Origin of the sequence: Comamonas sp. CMM02 (assembly GCF_014851485.1) — a bacterium.
Classification (GTDB): Bacteria; Pseudomonadota; Gammaproteobacteria; order Burkholderiales; family Burkholderiaceae_C; genus Comamonas; species Comamonas avium.
On the sequence record NZ_JACUZW010000003.1, the window covers coordinates 878,955 to 896,136 of the forward strand.

Sequence of the window (17,182 nt, forward strand, 5' to 3'; positions counted from 1 at the left end):
TATGATTTTTATTTTCCAAAAAGAAAACTGAAAAGATATTATTCCAGCATCCAGAAAAATCAAAAAAGTTCTAAATGTAAAAACAAAATTTCCATCTTTTATAATTTATATTATTTCTTCTAATTTTGAAAAATTTAATCAACCCTAAAGCATTGATTTTATTTGGTATATATTTAAGCACGAGCTATTTATGCACCGACGCATTTAAAAAAAACGCCGCATCCTATCAATTATTGAAAATTTAGGTTGCGTCCATCCAGGCCTGAGAAAATTATAAACATCATCATATACCTCCAACGGTTCAATTGGCATTAGATCCATTGGTACTCGAGGATTTTTAATATGTACGTCAACACCTCTAAACCAGCAAAGCTTTGTCTCAATAGTAGCAGTAACGGCCATATAGTCAGAAATTACCGGCAGAGAAGATTTAATCTTGGAGTGTTTATTTTCAATCAAACTCTCAAGCGCCGACTTATCGCCATTTAGTAATAAATAGAAAAAATTCTCACCCCGTTCATACTCTTCGCGAATTTTACTCCCTCCACCTTTCACAAACTTATTAATCAATACACTTAACTTCTCATCATTTCCCAAAATAGCTTGCTGCAGCATGTAAACCTGAAATCTTGAACTTCTAGGATCATCTCTTTGTGATATTAATTCTGGAGTTTCCAATCTAGCCATCTCTTTAATGGCTTCAATATTATCTGATAACAATGCAAATAAAAAATCAATGCTGACCTCAAAGGAGGCTCCACCGGCATGACCAACACTGGCCAAAACAAGCTTACTTCTCAAATAAAACTCTTGTTTGAGTGAAAATTTATTCCCATTGACGAAATACTCGTAAATTCCTCGATATTCCGGAAGATGGCTCATGAAACAGAGAACAGCTCCAATAGATCCTCTATTTTTATTATAAATAACAGATGAAATATTTTTTTCCTCACGTTCCTCGCACAATTTTATTGCGCCGATCAGAGCATCAATATTTAATTCTTTCATAATTTTCATGGAATTTTCACCAAGTTAATTCCGTCGCTGCGAACACCTGTTATCGTCTTAATTAAGTTTCCTCGATCATAGGCATCGATTATAATTTTTGCAGTTTCTTTCGCGGCATCATTCCCAGAGTTCTCGAGCCGTGCGACAGCATTTCTCACCCATGCATCTGTCATTTGTGTAGGTAATCCAGTTGCAGGATTCGCTCCACTCAGTTTTATCGAACCATTAGCACTCATTGGCTTAACTTCATTAATTATAACTTTATCACCTCTGATATAAACCCCGTCAAAGCAATTTCCGCCCCCACATTTACCCTCTAAAGAACGATATCCATTTCTCAGAAAATAATTATTCGAAATATATTCCCTTAAATACCCTCCTGCCTCTGCAGAGGGAGCATTGTCTAGTTGACCAAGCAACAATATTTCTTCTTTAGTCAATTGAACAGGTAAAGCTTGCTCTGTTACTTGGCGAATGCCTATATTCCCCTTCAACGATGGATTCACGCTACCAGCAAACAGAACATCTGCTTCACTTCCTAAAAGCCGTACAATACCTTTCGCCACAGATTCCGCAGCTTTACCACCCATGAAAAATTCTTCAAAGGTAGTGTCAGGCTTAGTTTGACCATTGAGTGTATTCAACCGGTCTAACCATTCCTGATCTCGTCTTTCCCTACCAGGAATTATCGAAATCTGCGTATCTGGTGAACCTCCTGGAAATATGTTTCCATAAGAGTTTTCCCGTTGGGCCTGCGTCGCACTGAAATAGGTCTGAGGCTTTCCATCAGAGCCAAGTACTGGAACTCCTTGACTATTCACAATAATTTTCCCAGCGTCGGCGTTGAGCATCTGTATAGCTTGATTCAAATTATCAAAAAAATACTGTGTTCCACCCATAGCAGCTTCGCTGCCAAACTGCGCCGCAGCCCCAATGATCTGTTTATAGTAAGCTTGGTTTTTAGAAGCCTCCTGAATGTCAACCCGAGCTTCTGCCACTCGCTCCAGCATATCTGTCCAGTACAGCGTTGCTCTAGTTAAACAAGTAGTATCAGCTTGGCATATTTCCTTGGCTTTGTTGCTAGCAAGCTCCTTTACGCGCTGCTTCTCATTCGGGTGTAACTGGCGATTATTCATATCAGCATTGAAACCCACTGCAGCGCCTGCTGCACTCCCGCCGCCGGCTACCGCCCCCACAGTCGCAGCTGTAGCACCACCAGCTAGGCTGGCAATTGCCTTTGCAGCTTCCTCACCCAGCCCCGAGTTTTGAAGAGCGCTCTGGAATTGCTGTTGCAGCTGATCAAGGGCAGGTGCTGCCGCGCTGGCGGCTCCCGCTCCGAGGGCCCCTGCCAACCCGCCCCCTAAACCTCCGACCAAGGTGTGCAATGCCACTCGGGCTGCGCCACCTTCCCTCCAGGCCTCCATTCCTGCTTTGTCCTCGGAGGCCTGCGCTTCTTTGAATTTTTGAGTTGCGTAGTCCCCCACAGCTTTGCTGGCCTGCTGCCCAAACGTTGCCATGATCTGTGCATTGGCCGCTTGCTCTTGCAGCAGCTTTTGACCGTCCCAGTTTTTCTGGAGTCCATTGCTGCCGTCGCCGGTTAGCACATTGCTTTGAATACTGGCTGCGGCTTCACTGGCGCTTTGGCCGGTTTTTTGCTGCTGACCGGCTTCGTCGGTGATGGTCACAGCGCCTGCGCTGATGCCGCTGTGCGTGGTGCTGCGCTCATTGCCGCTGTCGCTACTGATGCCTGCAGCTGCGCTGTTCACTCCTGATTTATTTGGGTTGTGCCAAGACCAGTTGGCTCCGTTGTTACCCGTGTTGCCTCCTGAGCTTTCTGGCTTGCCTGCCGGCTTGCTGCCCGCCACGCTGATGCCGCCCGAAAGGTTGATACCACTGGCTTTGTAGTCGCTGTGGTTTTCAATATCGCTGTGGGTAAGCGTTCCGGTGGTCAGGCTATTGCGGTTGTTGTCAATCGCTGTCTGGTTGCTGGCAATCACTGCACCCTTCAGGTCAGTATTGCCTTTGACGTTGACCTGGAAACCGCCGTCACCGGCCTGTATGCCGGTTTGCTCGTTGACGCTGGCAAAGTCACCCTTGACCTTGCTTTTGCTATAGCTGACGCTGCCGGAGAAACCGGCACCGACAGTGACGGAGCCGCCGATGTTTTGCTGCTTGCCGCTGAAGGTGCTGGTGTCTTGCAGGCTCTCCAGATTCAGGTTTCCGCCAATATCGGCCACCACCTGCTTGCCGCTGACCACGGCCCCCTGGAGCGTGGTGTCACCACCAGACTGAATCGTCACGGTGTTGCCTGCGTTCACATGGGTGTTGCTGTAGGCCACATCGTCGCTATTGGCATGACCCTTGCCTTGGCTTGCGCTGGCTGTGATGCCGAATGATGCACCTCCTTGGCCCACCGTTACGGCTACACCGACGGCGGCACTTGAGCTGCTGTTGGTGCTGCGGTCGCTACTGGTGTCTTGGGATGCAAGCAAATTGACCTGGTTGTCAGCAATCAGCGTGACGTCCTTGCCTGCCATGATGTCGCTGCCCTGCACGTGGATGTTGCTGTCTTTGCCGGCCCCGGTGGCGATGAGGTTGACGTTGCCGCCGGCTTGCAGGTTACTGCCATGGCTGGAGGTGCTGTTTTGGACACTGTCGCTTCGGCTTTGGCTGGAGCCGACGGTGATGGAGATACTCACGTTGGCGTCGGCAGGTTTGCCGTTGGCCAGAGCACTGAGTTCATCTTTGCTGTTGTAGGCCGTCAATGCCGCACCACCCGCAGCCAAGGCCTGCATGCGTCCATCGCTGGTTTTACCGGCAGCATCAGCCAGACTGGATGCCGTTTGCAGCATGGATATGACGGGTGCCGATATCGAGACGCTCAGGCCGCTTTGCTTGAATTTGGTGTGGGTTTCGCTGCTGTGGGTTTGCTCGGCTTCGGTGATGGCAATGTCTTTTGCCACTACGTTGATATCACCTTGCGGAGCCATCACATCGCTGCCCGTCTGGCGATAGGCATTGCCAGCGACGACATTCACATTGCCCTTGACACTGCCCACCGTCGATGCCGCTGCAGTGCTGTTGGTGGCCGCTTGGTCTGTACTTTGCATCCTGCTGCCAATGGTGAAGCCAATGCCTCCACCGCTGAGCAGGCCACTGCTGGTCTCTTTATGAAAGTGCTGCTCGCTGGATGTTTCTGTGGCGGCCAGGATGTTGACGTCACGGCCCGCTTGCAGTGCAGTGCCGTTGTCAGAGACAACATTACTGCCTGCCACGGTGATATCTCGACCTGCGTTGATACCGATGGTGTCTCCCCCCAGACTGCTTGCCTGGGCCTGGGCCTGGGTCTGGTGGACTTTGTCCGCCCAGGTGCGGGTGCTGGAGCCAAACGTACCGGAGAATTTCATAAAATACGCATCATCAAGCGACTGGCTGGCCTGGCCTGGCCTGCGGTGATGTTGACGTCATTGCCTGCGTTCAGGCGCAGGTCTTGTGTGGTTTGCACCTGGGCTGCACGGGCATTGATGTCGTTGCCTGCATTGATGACGGTTGTACCCTGGGTGTTGATCTGTGTACCCACTTCCTGGCTGCTGCCAAAGAAGAGATGGTTTTTGGCATCCCAGGTGATGCGGCAAGCGCGGCTGTCAAAGGCTCTGCCGTGACGTGTAGAGCGGCCTGCTTCATCTAAAAAATGAGCATTTAGCGCTTTCTATTTCACACTTTTAAAGTGTTTTATATCTAAAAACTATGCATATCTTACGCATACAGCTATGTTTTTTGAGTTTTTAGTGCATTTGAATGCCAGACGACGATTCCTTATCCCCTTGTTCAACGACCGATTGTCGCAACCAGCGTTGAAAGGCCAAGCACCGATTAATGCCATGAAACAATGCCATCACACGCAAGCCGAACTGATCAATTAACGAATATATGATCAGCCGGGATCTAAAAATTAATCGCAGTTGTTTTTTGAAATAAACTTAATCACTGCACAAATCAAAAAAAACAAAAAAAATATTTTTAAAATATATATTGCAGTTTTATAATCTTTAAATATACCCCACCACATTAAAAACAAGTCGTCCGAAGACCAATTTTGGAAAAAATCAAGAAAAGATACGCTTTCATAAACAATATCAACAAAATATATAATTGGAGCTACTGACAAGTAGATAGTTAATGCAACAGCTAAAGAAAGAATAGCTCCAACTTTGATTCCAAATATAATTGCAACGATAATTTTTTTCATTTCTTTTTGGAATAATCAAAGCTGTTTATATATTCCTGAATTACACTGTCAAAACTATTCCCCATTGTTGATGGGATATTGCTATTAGGAATACCCTGCTCCAGAACAAGAGGAATTCCATTAGGAAACATGGCATTTACTTGATTCGTTTGATATAAATTTTTAACTGGATTTAGCAAGGGATCAAAAAATCCTTTTGTCAACTCTCCCGCCTTAAATCCCAAAGCTGTCCCAGCAACAGTTAATAATACCTTTTTGGAGGTTTCTTGGCGATCTTTACTCAGCGCATCAGTCCCATTTTTAATTATCTCCCCAGCGACAGTTCCTGCTGTATTTACACCAATAGTTCCAGCCATGCTCATGCCTGAACTTATATATGCAGTGGCCGCAGCCATCATGACATCTGTACCACTAAATTCATTTCCGCTGATTGCTTGGACTCCCGCATTCACAGTTGCTCCAATAGTCGCACTTGTCGCACGCATCCCTTGCTGTGCAGAGAGTGCCGCATAAACCACACCAGGATTTGCTGCAATAAATGGCAACAGTACGATTCCACCCAAGCCTATGGCTTTTCTCATCTGATCACTATTGCAAGCGCTAGGATTTTCCGTACACCAGCTCATAAAGCTGACAGATTTCCCAACTTGCTCGCGAAATTTTTCATCAGTTGCAAGGCGTTCGCCCATGCGTTGTAAGTCATATGCACCGGCATATGCCAAAGCAAGCTCTCCGTTTTGAATGAGTGCAATTCTATGATCTGCTCCTTCTTTCAATGCCTGAGTAAGCGGCTGGCAATCACCGCGCCCATCGCAGGTGGCTAGCAGCGCATCTTGTAGTTGGCTTTTCTGGGCGTACTCTTTTTTGATATCTGCACACTCTTTCTCGGAACGGCAGCTGGCCAGTTTTTTTGCTAACTCATCCCATTGCTGATGACTGAGGAAGTTATTCGTCACCTCATTGCCCGCCGCTGCAGCTCCGCTGACGCCACCCGTCACCGCTCCCGCTGCTGTGCTAGCCGCCGCCGTCAGTACATCTGCCAATGCCCCCGTGATACCCGCTTCACTCAACGCCTGCGCCACCGCTGGTGCCGTCAGAGTTCCGGCTGCCGCACCAGCAGCTCCGCTGACGCCACCCGTAAGTCCACCGACCACTGTGTGTGCTGCCAAGCGCAGGCTACCGTTGTCGCCCCATAGCGCGTTAATGGCATCAGCCTCTGCGTCTTTGCCCTGACTTCGCAGCTGCTCCGCAATCTTCATCTGTGCTTCGGCATAGTCCCCCACGGCCTTGCTGGCCTGCTGCCCAAACGTTGCCATGATCTGTGCATTGGCCGCTTGCTCTTGCAGCAGCTTTTGACCGTCCCAGTTTTTCTGGAGTCCATTGCTGCCGTCGCCGGTTAGCACATTGCTTTGAATAATGGCTGCGGCTTCACTGGCGCTTTGGCCGGTTTTTTGCTGCTGACCGGCTTCGTCGGTGATGGTCACAGCGCCTGCGCTGATGCCGCTGTGCGTGGTGCTGCGTTCATTGCCGCTGTCGCTACTGACGCCTGCAGCTGCGCCCTGGACCCCTGTACCGAATTGCTGTGCCGACCAACTGGTGCCCTGACCAACAGTGTTCGGTGAACCTGCGGACTTACCGCCGCCCATGCTTTGGCTGTAGCCCCCCGAAAGGTTGACGCCACTGGCTTTGTAGTCGCTGTGGTTTTCAATATCGCTGTGGGTAAGCGTTCCGGTGGTCAGGCTGTTGCGGTTGTTGTCAATCGCAGTTTGGTTGCTGGCAATCACTGCGCCCTTCAGGTCAGTATTGCCCTTAACGTTGACCTGGAAGCCGCCGTCACCGGCCTGTATGCCGGTTTGCTCGTTGACGCTGGCAAAGTCGCCCTTGGCCTTGCTTTTGCTATAGCTGACACTGCCAGAGAAACCGGCACCGACAGTGACGGAGCCGCCGATGTTTTGCTGCTTGCCGCTGAAGGTGCTGGTATCTTGCAGGCTCTCCAGATTCAGGTTTCCGCCCACATCGGCCACCACCTGCTTGCCGCTGACCACGGCACCCTGGAGCGTGGTGTCACCACCGGACTGAATCGTCACGGTGTTGCCTGCGTTCACATGGGTGTTGCTGTAGACCACATCGTCGCTATTGGCATGCCCCTTGCCTTTGCTGGCGCTGGCGGTAATACCAGCGGCCAGTCCCTTAGGGCCATAGGTGATAGCTACACCCACTGCTGCACTGCTACTGCTATTGGTGCTTCTGTCACGGCTGTTGTCTTGGGAAGCCAGCAGGTTGACCTGGTTATCAGCAATCAGCGTGACGTCTTTGCCTGCCGTGATGTCGCTGCCTTGCACCAGGATGTTGCTGTCTTTGCCGGCACCGGTGGCGATGAGGTTGACGTTGCCGCCGGCTTGCAGGTTACTGCCATGGCTGGAGGTGCTGTTTTGGTAGCTGTCGCTTTGGCTCTTGCTGGAGCCGACTGTGATCGAGACGCTAAAACCAGCATTTTTCATATCGCCATTTGCCAGGGCACTGACGGCATCTTTGCTGTTGTAGGCCGTCAATGCGGCGGCACCCGCAGCCAATGCCTGCATGCGCCCATCGCTGGTTTTACCGGCCGCATCAGCCAGACTGGATGCCGTTTGCACCATGGATATGACGGGTGCCGACAGCGAGACACTCAGGCCGCTTTGCTTGAATTTAGTGTGGGTTTCGCTGCTATGGGTTTGCTCGGCTTCAGTGATCGCAATGTCTTTTGCCACTACGTTGATATCACCTTGCGGAGCCATCACATCGCTGCCCGTCTGGCGATAGGCATTGCCAGCGACGACATTCACATTGCCCTTGACACTGCCCACCGTCGATGCCGCTGCAGTGCTGTTGGTGGCCGCTTGGTCTGTACTTTGCATCCTGCTGCCAATGGTGAAGCCAATGCCTCCACCGCTGAGCAGGCCACTGCTGGTCTCTTTATGAAAGTGCTGCTCGCTGGATGTTTCTGTGGCGGCCAGGATGTTGACGTCACGGCCCGCTTGCAGTGCAGTGCCGCTGTCAGAGACAACATTACTGCCTGCCACGGTGATATCTCGACCTGCGTTGATACCGATGGTGCCTCCCCCCAGACTGCTTGCCTGGGCCTGGGTCTGGTGGACTTTGTCCGCCCAGGTGCGGGTGCTGGAGCCAAACGTACCGGAGAATTTCATAAAATACGCATCATCAAGCGACTGGCTGGCCTGGCCTGCGGTGATGTTGACGTCATTGCCTGCGTTCAGGCGCAGGTCTTGTGTGGTTTGCACCTGGGCTGCACGGGCATTGATGTCGTTGCCTGCATTGATGACGGTTGTACCCTGGGTGTTGATCTGTGTACCCACTTCCTGGCTGCTGCCAAAGAAGAGATGGTTTTTGGCATCCCAGGTGATGCGGTTGTCTGAGGAGGTATCGACTGTAGAGAGGTTGACGTTGTTGCCTGCATGGATGCGGGTAACTCCGCCTTCGTCTGCATTGGCGATTTGCGCACCCTCAAGATTGATGTCATTGCCTGCAATCAGGGACATCAATCCCCCTGTTGCCGCTTTGCTGTCCAGCGGGCCGGTGAGCACGAGGCCTGCAACCCTGTCCACCACGGTGTTGGAGTATCCGTTTTGGGCGGTTCCACCGCTGGTGGTGCGTGTGGTGGTCTCCACGTTGATATCGTTGCCCGCCTGGGCCAGCAGTTGCAGTGCGGCTGAAACAGTTCCGCCCACCACATTGATATCGCGCTGCGCATTGAGCGATACAGAGTCGCTGACGATATGGCCACCGATGTTATTAATATCGTTGGCAGCAATCAGTACCGCACGGCGGCCAGCAATAGTGCCGCTGTTGTGCACATCACCGTCGGTTTTGACAGAGATAGTGTCTGCACTGATTAGCGTTCCAGTTGCGCTCAAGTCTCCAGGCTTGGCCATTACATAGACTTTGGGCACCAGCACGCTTTGCACCGAACCATCGGGCATGGTGACGTTTTGCGAAACCAGCCATACCAGATCACTGGTCAGTTGCGCAACCTGCGCTGCAGACAGCTCAACCCCTGGGCGCAGTCCATGCGACTGGGCAAAGGTCACGCCGTTTTGCAGCAAGGCCATGTATTGCTCGTCGTTGCTGGTGTAGTCACTCAGGAAACGGCGGCCTGTCAGTTGCCCAATTTGCTGCTGTATGAGCTGCTGCTCGTAAAAGCCGTCACCCAGGCGCTTTTGCATCAAGGCGGGATCAAGCCTTAGAGCATTGACCATGTAGTCCGAAGACAACCAATTTTTGTAGCTCGTAAATGCGGGGTCGGTTTCCACCAAAGGGCGGTTGCCGTTTTGCGCATTGACCACGAACAAGCTGCTGCTGGGCAGCGAAGGGCCAGAGGCCACCGTACGAATAAAGACCTGTTCGCCCGCTGCTGTGGTGACCGGCTGCTGGGTTACGGTGGCAGGGGCATTGCCGGAACCGGAGCCTGCTGCGTTGTACCCGCCGGAGTTGACCGAGCCGCCGCTGCTCGCATTACCAGAACCCGAGCTGCCTACGGACTGCCCCACTCCACCGGAAGCTGCGCCAATATCGCCAACGTTATTACCCGTGTTGCTGTTGGCACCTACGCCGCCGCCGGTACCTGTGCCTGCCTGGTTTTGAAGGAATACGACCGTTGGGAGTTCAAAACTTGTGCTTTCGGAGCTGCTGAATGCCGCAGGAGCAGATGCATGCCGCTTCTGAGAATCACTGAATCCTCCGTGGTATTTCCATGAATAGAGGACTGCCGTTCCATTGGAAGTCTTTGTCTCAGTACCAGTGACCGTTGATTTATTATTCAGATTTCCTGCAGTGACATTCCCACCAGCAATAACAGTGGAATCAAAATTATTAAGCAATCCGCTGACATTGATATTTCCGCCTGCAGTAATTTCTCCAGCTTTAGAAGATATAACGCGATCTTTATAAAAATAGTCAGTGACCCCACTCACAATTGTATAACTGCGCTCCGCAGCCACAAATCTATTATTTTCTTTTATTTCCGCCAAAATCGCATCGTTTAATTTAGTGACTGCAGCGATAGATTCATCGTATATTTTTAAAGCAGCCTCATAAGCAGTTTTTTTTGTTCTATCGCTAGGGTACCAATAAAATGCGCCACTATCATCGGTAGATGCTCCATATCTAACTGGATCAGGTTTAATCGTGTTATATATTGCAGGAACATCAATGCCATACTGAGCAAATCTAGCCGACCCTGCTGCTTCATACTGGTAAGTGGTCGTGCAGGAATCACTGTCATCGCTGCTATAGCAAGATCTAGAGCTCTTAATTGCAACAGGAATTGTTGTCAGGAATTTATCTGGATGGACAACCTTGAACATTCGGCCATCGGAAGAAGCTCCTGGAATATCTCTTCGATTTAAAAACCCAATACTGCCATTCTTGAAATACGGAACGAATGTTCCACTCCCAACTTCGCGATAGTTTCTTGCACTTTCAACTTGTTGTCCTAGAAACTGCACCAAATTCTCACCGGCCTGGCTTCTTACCAGCTCTTGCTTCGCAATTTCAATTCCAGCATTAGTATTATTAACAACCTCCGCATTCAAATTAATGCTGCCGGCCGCGTCAATCTTTGAGCCGGTGTTGTTGATGGCCTGCGCCTGCCCTGCCGCTACTCGATTGGCATCAAGCGTGGCGCCGAAGCGCATGTCTGCGAGGCTCAAAATGCTGGCACCGCCTGTGTTATTTAATACAAGTGCGCCAATGTCCAGATCCTGCCGAGAAGCAATCGTTGCGCTGCTTGCGTTTTCTGCACGGTTGTTGAGCGTGTCCGCTTGGATGGACACATGATTGCCATAAATGCGGCCCGTACCCACGTTGTCCACCGTGGTGGCATTGATGCGGGTGTCGCTGCCATCAATCAGGCCGCGGTTGGCCAATGTCTGGTTGGCATTGACGCTGGTCACCCCGGCAGAGCTGATTTCTGCTCCACTGTGGTTGTCAACGTTGTTGCCCGAGACGGTGACACTGCTGCCGCCTTTGATGAGCCCCTGGTTGGTGAAGTCCCCAGCGCTTTCAACCAACAGATCGCCATTGACGCTCAGATCACCCTGATGGGTGTAATTGCCAGCAAAGGCCAGTTGCATGCCGCCTTGCGCCTGGAGACTGCCAGCCCCTGAGACAGACTGATTTTTGATACCGAGGTTGTTGCCCGCAAACAAGGTTCCATCTTGATTGCTGAGTGTCTGGCTTGCGCTGCTGAACGCCGCGCCGCTGGCAATGCCAGCATCAACCACTGACAGGTTGTGCCCTGCCTTGATCACACCCTGGTTGTTGTTGACCTTGCCACTGCTGTGAATGAGCACATCGTTGTTGGAGGTGATGGATCCGCCAACATTCGCTATTTCTGCTGCCAAGGCATTGAGCTTGACGTCCGTGGTGGATTGAATGGTTCCACCCGCCGTATTGTCAATTCCCACACCGCTGCCTGCGGTGCTGTTGATTTGCAAAGTGTTATTGGACGCAATCGCGCCGCCCTGATTGGTGACCTGGCCACCCGTTAACCGGGTTTCACCATAGGCACCGATATAGCCGCCATGGCTGTTATTGATGTTTGCGCCTTGCGCATCAATGTGCAACGAGCCTGACGAGACAATGCCGCCAGCACTGCCCGAGTGCTGATTGATGATGTCTCCACCATGGCTGTTGATCTGCAGCTGACTGGTCGAAGCGGTTGTCTGGATGGCTCCTGCGGAGTTGTTCAGCGCAGAGCTATCGAGTTGCAACCACTGATCTGCCAAGATGGTGCCACCTTGGTTAGAAACCGTGCTCCATTGGCCTGCAGCATCCTTGCTTTGAATGTGCACAGAAGCGGCAGTGATGCGACCGGCATCGTTGTTGATGCCGCTGGAGGCAAGAGTGCCATTTTGCAAGGCTGCAATACGGCCATGCTGGTTGTCCAGCCATCCACTTTGCACATCCAGGTTGCCTGCTGAGGCGATGATCTTGCCGCCGTCGTTGTTCAGCGCGCCTTGCTGGGTATCAATGGCAATGGTTTGCGCACCTATTTGCCCGGCTTGGTTGCTCAGTGATGTACTGTTGAGATGGAGCGTGTTAGTGGACGCAATCGTGCCCTGAACGTTGCCCAGAGCGCCGGTTTGTACGCTGACAGTTTCTGTGCCACTGAGTTGGCCAGCGGTGTTGTCAAGCGAAGCACTTAGGACGTTGATGGCCCCGCTGCTTTGGATCTTGCCTTCTGAATTGGTGAGCTCACCCTTGGCATTCAAGGTCAACGGCCCCTGGGCTTGAATCTGACCCTTGCGGTTATTGATGTCAGAAGCACTGTCGATGACAAGAGCTGCCCCAGCCTGAATCAGGCCTTGCTCTGATTGGAGCGCTGCCACCTGCAGTTGTGCGTTTTGCAGGCTGGTGATTTCTCCACCCTGATTGATCGTGCGTCCAGCCGTTACTTTAAGATCGCCGTTGCTGACAATCTTGGCATCTGTGTTGTTCAAAGAGTTGCTGGCGGTAATCGAGAGCAACCCATCGGAGGCCTGCTCGATCAAGCCCTGTGTGTTGTCCAGAGTTTGCGTAACGATCGTGGCATCTGTGGCAGTGCTGATCTGCCCTTTCTGAGTGTTCAGAGTCTGTGACTGGATTTGAATTGCACCGCCACTGCTGGCAATAACGCCAGACTGGTTGTCAACACGCTGACCAGCCTGAATATCTATGGCGCCATTGGCTTGCAATTTACCGGAAGTATTGGTCAGGCTGCTGGATGCATGAATGCGCGCATCACCCATGGCAGCGACAGACCCCTCGGTGTTGTCGATGTCAGCGGCTGAGGCATCTAACGCACCACTGGCAAACAAGGCACCGCCTCTGTTGTCGATGCCGCTTCCGGCATGAATCTTGAATGACCCCTCTGAAACCAAAGTAGAGGTAGAGGCAGGGGTTGTATTGCCATCACCGGACTGCATGGTGCCTGCCACGTTGCGGATGCCTTGGGCCGCTGCAATATCGAGTTGCTTTAACGCCGTGATTTTTCCGGAATCGTTGTCAAGACTTGCTGCTTGAATCTGAGCGCTGCCGTTGCTGGATATCTTGCCCTGCTTGCTGTGCACAGCATCAGCCACGTTGATGCGCAACTGACCCGATCCGTTTTGTGAGATTTCTCCCAGGGTGTTATCCAAAGATTGGGCTTGAATGCCAATCTGCGCTTCTTTGGCATCAGACACTGTGCCAATCTGCCCTTGATGGTTAGTCAGTGCGCCAGAAACGTCCAAGGAGATGCTGCCTGCATTGCTGACAATGCGACCGCCGCTGCTGTCCAGGCTTTGCGCCTGAAGCGTCAGGTCCTTGCCAGCAGCCAATGTACCTGTAGTGTTGTTCAATCCTTGCTGGATCGTGAGTGACAGCGACTGGGCACTGCCAATGGAGCCTGCCGAGTTGTCCAGACTTTGTGCATTCAACTGCAGATCAGAATGCACAAAAAACGAGCCAGAATCATTCTGGAACGAGGACTGCGAGCCAGTGAAACTTTGCGCAACCAAGGTGCCCTGGCTGTTGTTCAGAATGCCCTCACTGTGCAGCTGACGAACATTGGCGGTGCCACTGTTCGTCAAAGCCTCAGACACAGCGATATCGCTTGCCCCATTCGCAAGCAGCTTTCCGGTATTGACAATGTCCTGCGCCACCTGGATATGTCCATCGGCCAAAATCACAGGCGCAACAGGTGTCGTCTGTATCGCGCTGCCATCTTGGCTCGAGGTAGGGGCGGCTCCTGAACCGGAGCTTTCTCCAGTTCCTGTGCCACTACCGGTACCCGTTCCAGAGCCTTCAGAGGAGGTTGATGCAGGTGGTGCCCCCAGCACTGCATTGGAGCCGGTATTAGCAAGCGTGGCGCTGCTGATGAGCAGGCTTTGCGCCCCGGTCTGGGTGATGTTTCCGGCATTGCTCAAACCGGCTGCTGCGACATCCAGCCTTTGAGCCGTGATGCTGCCACTGCCTTGGTTGCTGATTCGTCCAGCCTCAATCAACAATTGCTGTCCAGCCTTTATCGCTCCTGAGTTGTTGAAGCCAGCCCCTCCATCCTGAATAACTGCATTTCGCTGGCTGCTGATCGTTCCGCCGTTATCGACACCCTTGGCAGAAATACTCAGATCTGCAGAGTCTGCATTGCTGGCCAGGGTTCCGGAGTTGCTCAGCAAGCCATCTGCGCTCAAGGTCAAACGACCAGAGCTTGCAGAAACTGTGCCTGCATTCTTGACGCCAAGCCCCGCCTCCGTGCCGACGATAAAGATCTTGCCCGCATACATGCCGCCCAGCTGAGCCACGTCCAGGGCAAACTGCGGCTTCTGAGAAAAATCGCCACCTGCAGCCATGGGATTGCCTTGCTGGACGCTGCCATCTGCTGTGATCTCATTTACGCCGGTAACCACACGCAAATCCTGAGCCCACAGCCCGGCGTTCAGCGAGATGGCTCTTGCAAGGATGTTGGCGTAGTCGGCCTTGCTGGCATCCATACCACTGCCCTGAATGCTGATAAGCCCGTTTTGAACGTTAAAGCCGCCCAAACTGCCATTGGCACCATAAAGGGGTCTGCCCGTTGTCAGGGTCACGCCTGCAGCATTGATGAAAGACAGGCCATCGACCACCAAACCTGAGGGGTTGGCGATGATGACGTCAGCACGCTGGCCGGCAACCTCCAAGGGCCCCATCAGCCGGGTCTGGGCTGCAGAGTTGACTTCGTTGACGATGACTCTGGCGCCACCATTGGCGAGCCATGGATTGCCTTGCACCCAGCCACCGATCTGGGTTTGCACATTGGTGCGGCTGTTGTTGAGGATGGCTCCCTTTTGTCCAATGTCGAACTGCTTGTAGGTGTTACGGCTTACGCCACCTGCAGAAGGGGTCTGAATGTTGACCGTGGGCGTGCCGTTGGCAGACTGCAGAACCGTTGGGCGCTGGCGATTGGGGGCAGAGGGGTCGGCAATGATCTGCGCAAGACTGGTCTGGCTTGCAAGAGCCAAGGCCAGCATGCCCGCTGTTTTACCAGCAGCAGAAACCGGGGCAAGAGACAGCTCACCCAGGAGCGATCTGGTTGGGCAAGCACTGTTTGCCAGTGTTTCGCCAGAGCCGCCTGTCTGAGTACTGCCGCCACTGGCTTTGCCTTCACTGGAGGCAACTTCCTGCACTACCATCCGAATGCCACGAGCTTTGTTGAAGATAACGCGGTGAAGATTCTTGTTCATGATGTCCCCTCAAAAGCTGTAGGCCAGGCTCAAAGCCAGATTGGTTTGGGAAGTACGGAAATGCTCTGGCTTCCTGACGGGGGTTGCCATAAAGACTTCGTAGGAAAGATTGCGCCAGGCCCCACGCAGACCTATGGCAGCGCCGGTCAATGACTGGCCCACGAGGTATTGCGCAGATGGCCCGCTGACATGCCCGGTGTCCAGACCCACAAAAGCTTCGGCATTTCCTGCGGCACCCAGACTCAAAGGAATGCTGAGTTCATTGCGCCAGTACCAGCCACGCTCGGCCAGCAAGGTACTTTCGCCATCGAAACCTCGTACGGTGTAACGGCCACCGATACCAATGCGGTCTTGTGGCGTGAGTGGCGTTTGGTTCGACTGACCATGCCAGGCGCTGGTAAATTTGAGCTTGGTGTCTGCCAGCTCGAAGGGCTTGGTCAATGCCAGATCAGCAATGAAGAGCTTCATGCGTGAGGAGCCTTCACCAAAGGGCTCTTCGGGTGCACGCAAGGCTGCAAAAGCTCCTGTGCCACGTTTGTAGGCCAGGTTGGCATCCACAATGGCGTTGCCAAGATAGCTTCGCTGATTGAGGCTCAGCTCAAAGCCTGACGTTCGTCGGCGCTGAACCTCAATTTCTACATCGTCGATGTAGTTGTTGGAGGTCCGCTGAAATACTTTGAACCCAACGCTGGCCTTGGAGGAGGCATTGCGGAACACCACGCGGCTGAGTTTGAAATCGAGGTTGCTGGATTCACCGCTGTAGGTGTAGTTTTGATAAGCGCCAGCCACGCTTTGGTGGTACTTGCTATAAGAACCGGACAGGGCAAGCAGCCAGTACCCTAACGGCAAGGAATACTGAACGGCACGCGTCTCGGTGCCACGGTTGCCACCATTCCAAAGACCACCGCCGAAGCTGAAATACATCAGGTCATTCAGGCCCAGCGGATTGTCCCAGGATACCGTTCCCGTGCCTTGTACTTTGCCCGTAGATTCGACACCGCCATTGTCCAAAGCGACGTTAAAGCGCAGGGGATTGACCTTTTTGTAAGTAATAAGTAAATCGCTCTGCCCGGGCTCTACGTTGGGCCCATCTGCCGGAGTAATTTTAATATCGGCATCAGAAGTAGGTACGCGCTTGAGGTTCTCCAACCCTTGCTCAATATCGCGTAGTTGCAGTAGTTCACCTTCTTTAGAAGGGAGCGCAGTGAGCAATGAGGTATTACCTGAACTGTCCGCACTGAACCTGATTTCTCGCAATACCCCCGGGATGAAGGCAACTGTCAATACACCATCTCTGAGATTCTGCGGTACCACCATGACACGAGACGTAACGTAACCGTGCTCGATCACTGCTTGCTGCATGCGAGCCAGAATAACTTCCACCCCCTTAGAGCCAATGCATGGCGCAGTGCTGAAATCGACACCAGCCGACTCCTTGAGCCAAGAAACCTCCGTGAGCTTTTTACCCGTCAGTTCAAGCCTGTGCAGATTGAAACAGGGCGACTCGTTTTCAGGAATCTCTAATGTCGCTGCCGTTGTGGTGGGGCGCAAAATATCTGCATCAGGCGCCATACGATCGCGTAGCTCGCGTTCCCGCTCCTGCTGCCGCTGTTGCTGCTGCTGTTCAATAGCTGCAACCCCAGACAACTGCGCCAAAGTCGAACACGAGAAACCTGAGATTAATACC

The 17,182-nt window shown here is 52.3% G+C and carries 6 protein-coding genes; all 6 read right to left on the minus strand.

The genetic code is table 11. The features are described 5' to 3' along the window. Positions 1-204: 204 nt before the first annotated feature. The 6 genes from IB213_RS13545 to IB213_RS13570 all read right to left on the minus strand — a co-directional run bounded on the left by IB213_RS13545 (position 205) and on the right by IB213_RS13570 (position 17,067). On the minus strand, positions 205-1,017 hold the full coding sequence (locus tag IB213_RS13545; RefSeq protein ID WP_192407097.1) for a hypothetical protein: 813 nt from the start codon (positions 1,015-1,017) through the stop codon (positions 205-207). Further along, positions 1,014-4,415 (minus strand): hemagglutinin repeat-containing protein, encoded by a 3,402-nt coding sequence (locus IB213_RS13550; protein ID WP_192407099.1) that lies wholly within the window; start codon positions 4,413-4,415, stop codon positions 1,014-1,016. Before IB213_RS13550 ends, IB213_RS13545 begins: the two co-directional genes overlap by 4 nt. Further along, complete coding sequence (locus IB213_RS13555; protein WP_192407101.1) at positions 4,412-4,588, minus strand: hemagglutinin repeat-containing protein; 177 nt, start codon at positions 4,586-4,588, stop codon at positions 4,412-4,414. The genes IB213_RS13550 and IB213_RS13555 overlap by 4 nt, the downstream gene beginning before the upstream one ends. Positions 4,589-4,960: 372 nt before the next feature. Then, entirely contained in the window at positions 4,961-5,257 is a 297-nt protein-coding gene (locus IB213_RS13560) for a hypothetical protein (protein WP_192407103.1), read from the minus strand. Next, a complete protein-coding gene (locus tag IB213_RS13565) occupies positions 5,254-15,495 on the minus strand; it encodes a hemagglutinin repeat-containing protein (protein WP_192407104.1) in 10,242 nt (3,413 codons plus the stop codon). Before IB213_RS13565 ends, IB213_RS13560 begins: the two co-directional genes overlap by 4 nt. Positions 15,496-15,504: 9 nt before the next feature. Further along, positions 15,505-17,067 carry a ShlB/FhaC/HecB family hemolysin secretion/activation protein gene (locus IB213_RS13570; protein ID WP_225561105.1) on the minus strand — a complete coding sequence of 521 codons (1,563 nt, stop codon included), beginning with the start codon at positions 17,065-17,067 and terminating at the stop codon, positions 15,505-15,507. Positions 17,068-17,182: the final 115 nt, after the last annotated feature.

Excerpts from the sequence above, each read along its gene's own strand:
- IB213_RS13545 (WP_192407097.1), bottom strand. The coding sequence starts at position 1,017 with ATGAAAATTATGAAAGAATTAAATATTGATGCTCTGATCGGCGCAATA.
- IB213_RS13570 (WP_225561105.1), bottom strand. The coding sequence starts at position 17,067 with ATGGCGCCTGATGCAGATATTTTGCGCCCCACCACAACGGCAGCGACA.
- IB213_RS13565 (WP_192407104.1), bottom strand. The coding sequence starts at position 15,495 with ATGAACAAGAATCTTCACCGCGTTATCTTCAACAAAGCTCGTGGCATT.
- IB213_RS13550 (WP_192407099.1), bottom strand. The coding sequence starts at position 4,415 with ATGAAATTCTCCGGTACGTTTGGCTCCAGCACCCGCACCTGGGCGGAC.
- IB213_RS13560 (WP_192407103.1), bottom strand. The coding sequence starts at position 5,257 with ATGAAAAAAATTATCGTTGCAATTATATTTGGAATCAAAGTTGGAGCT.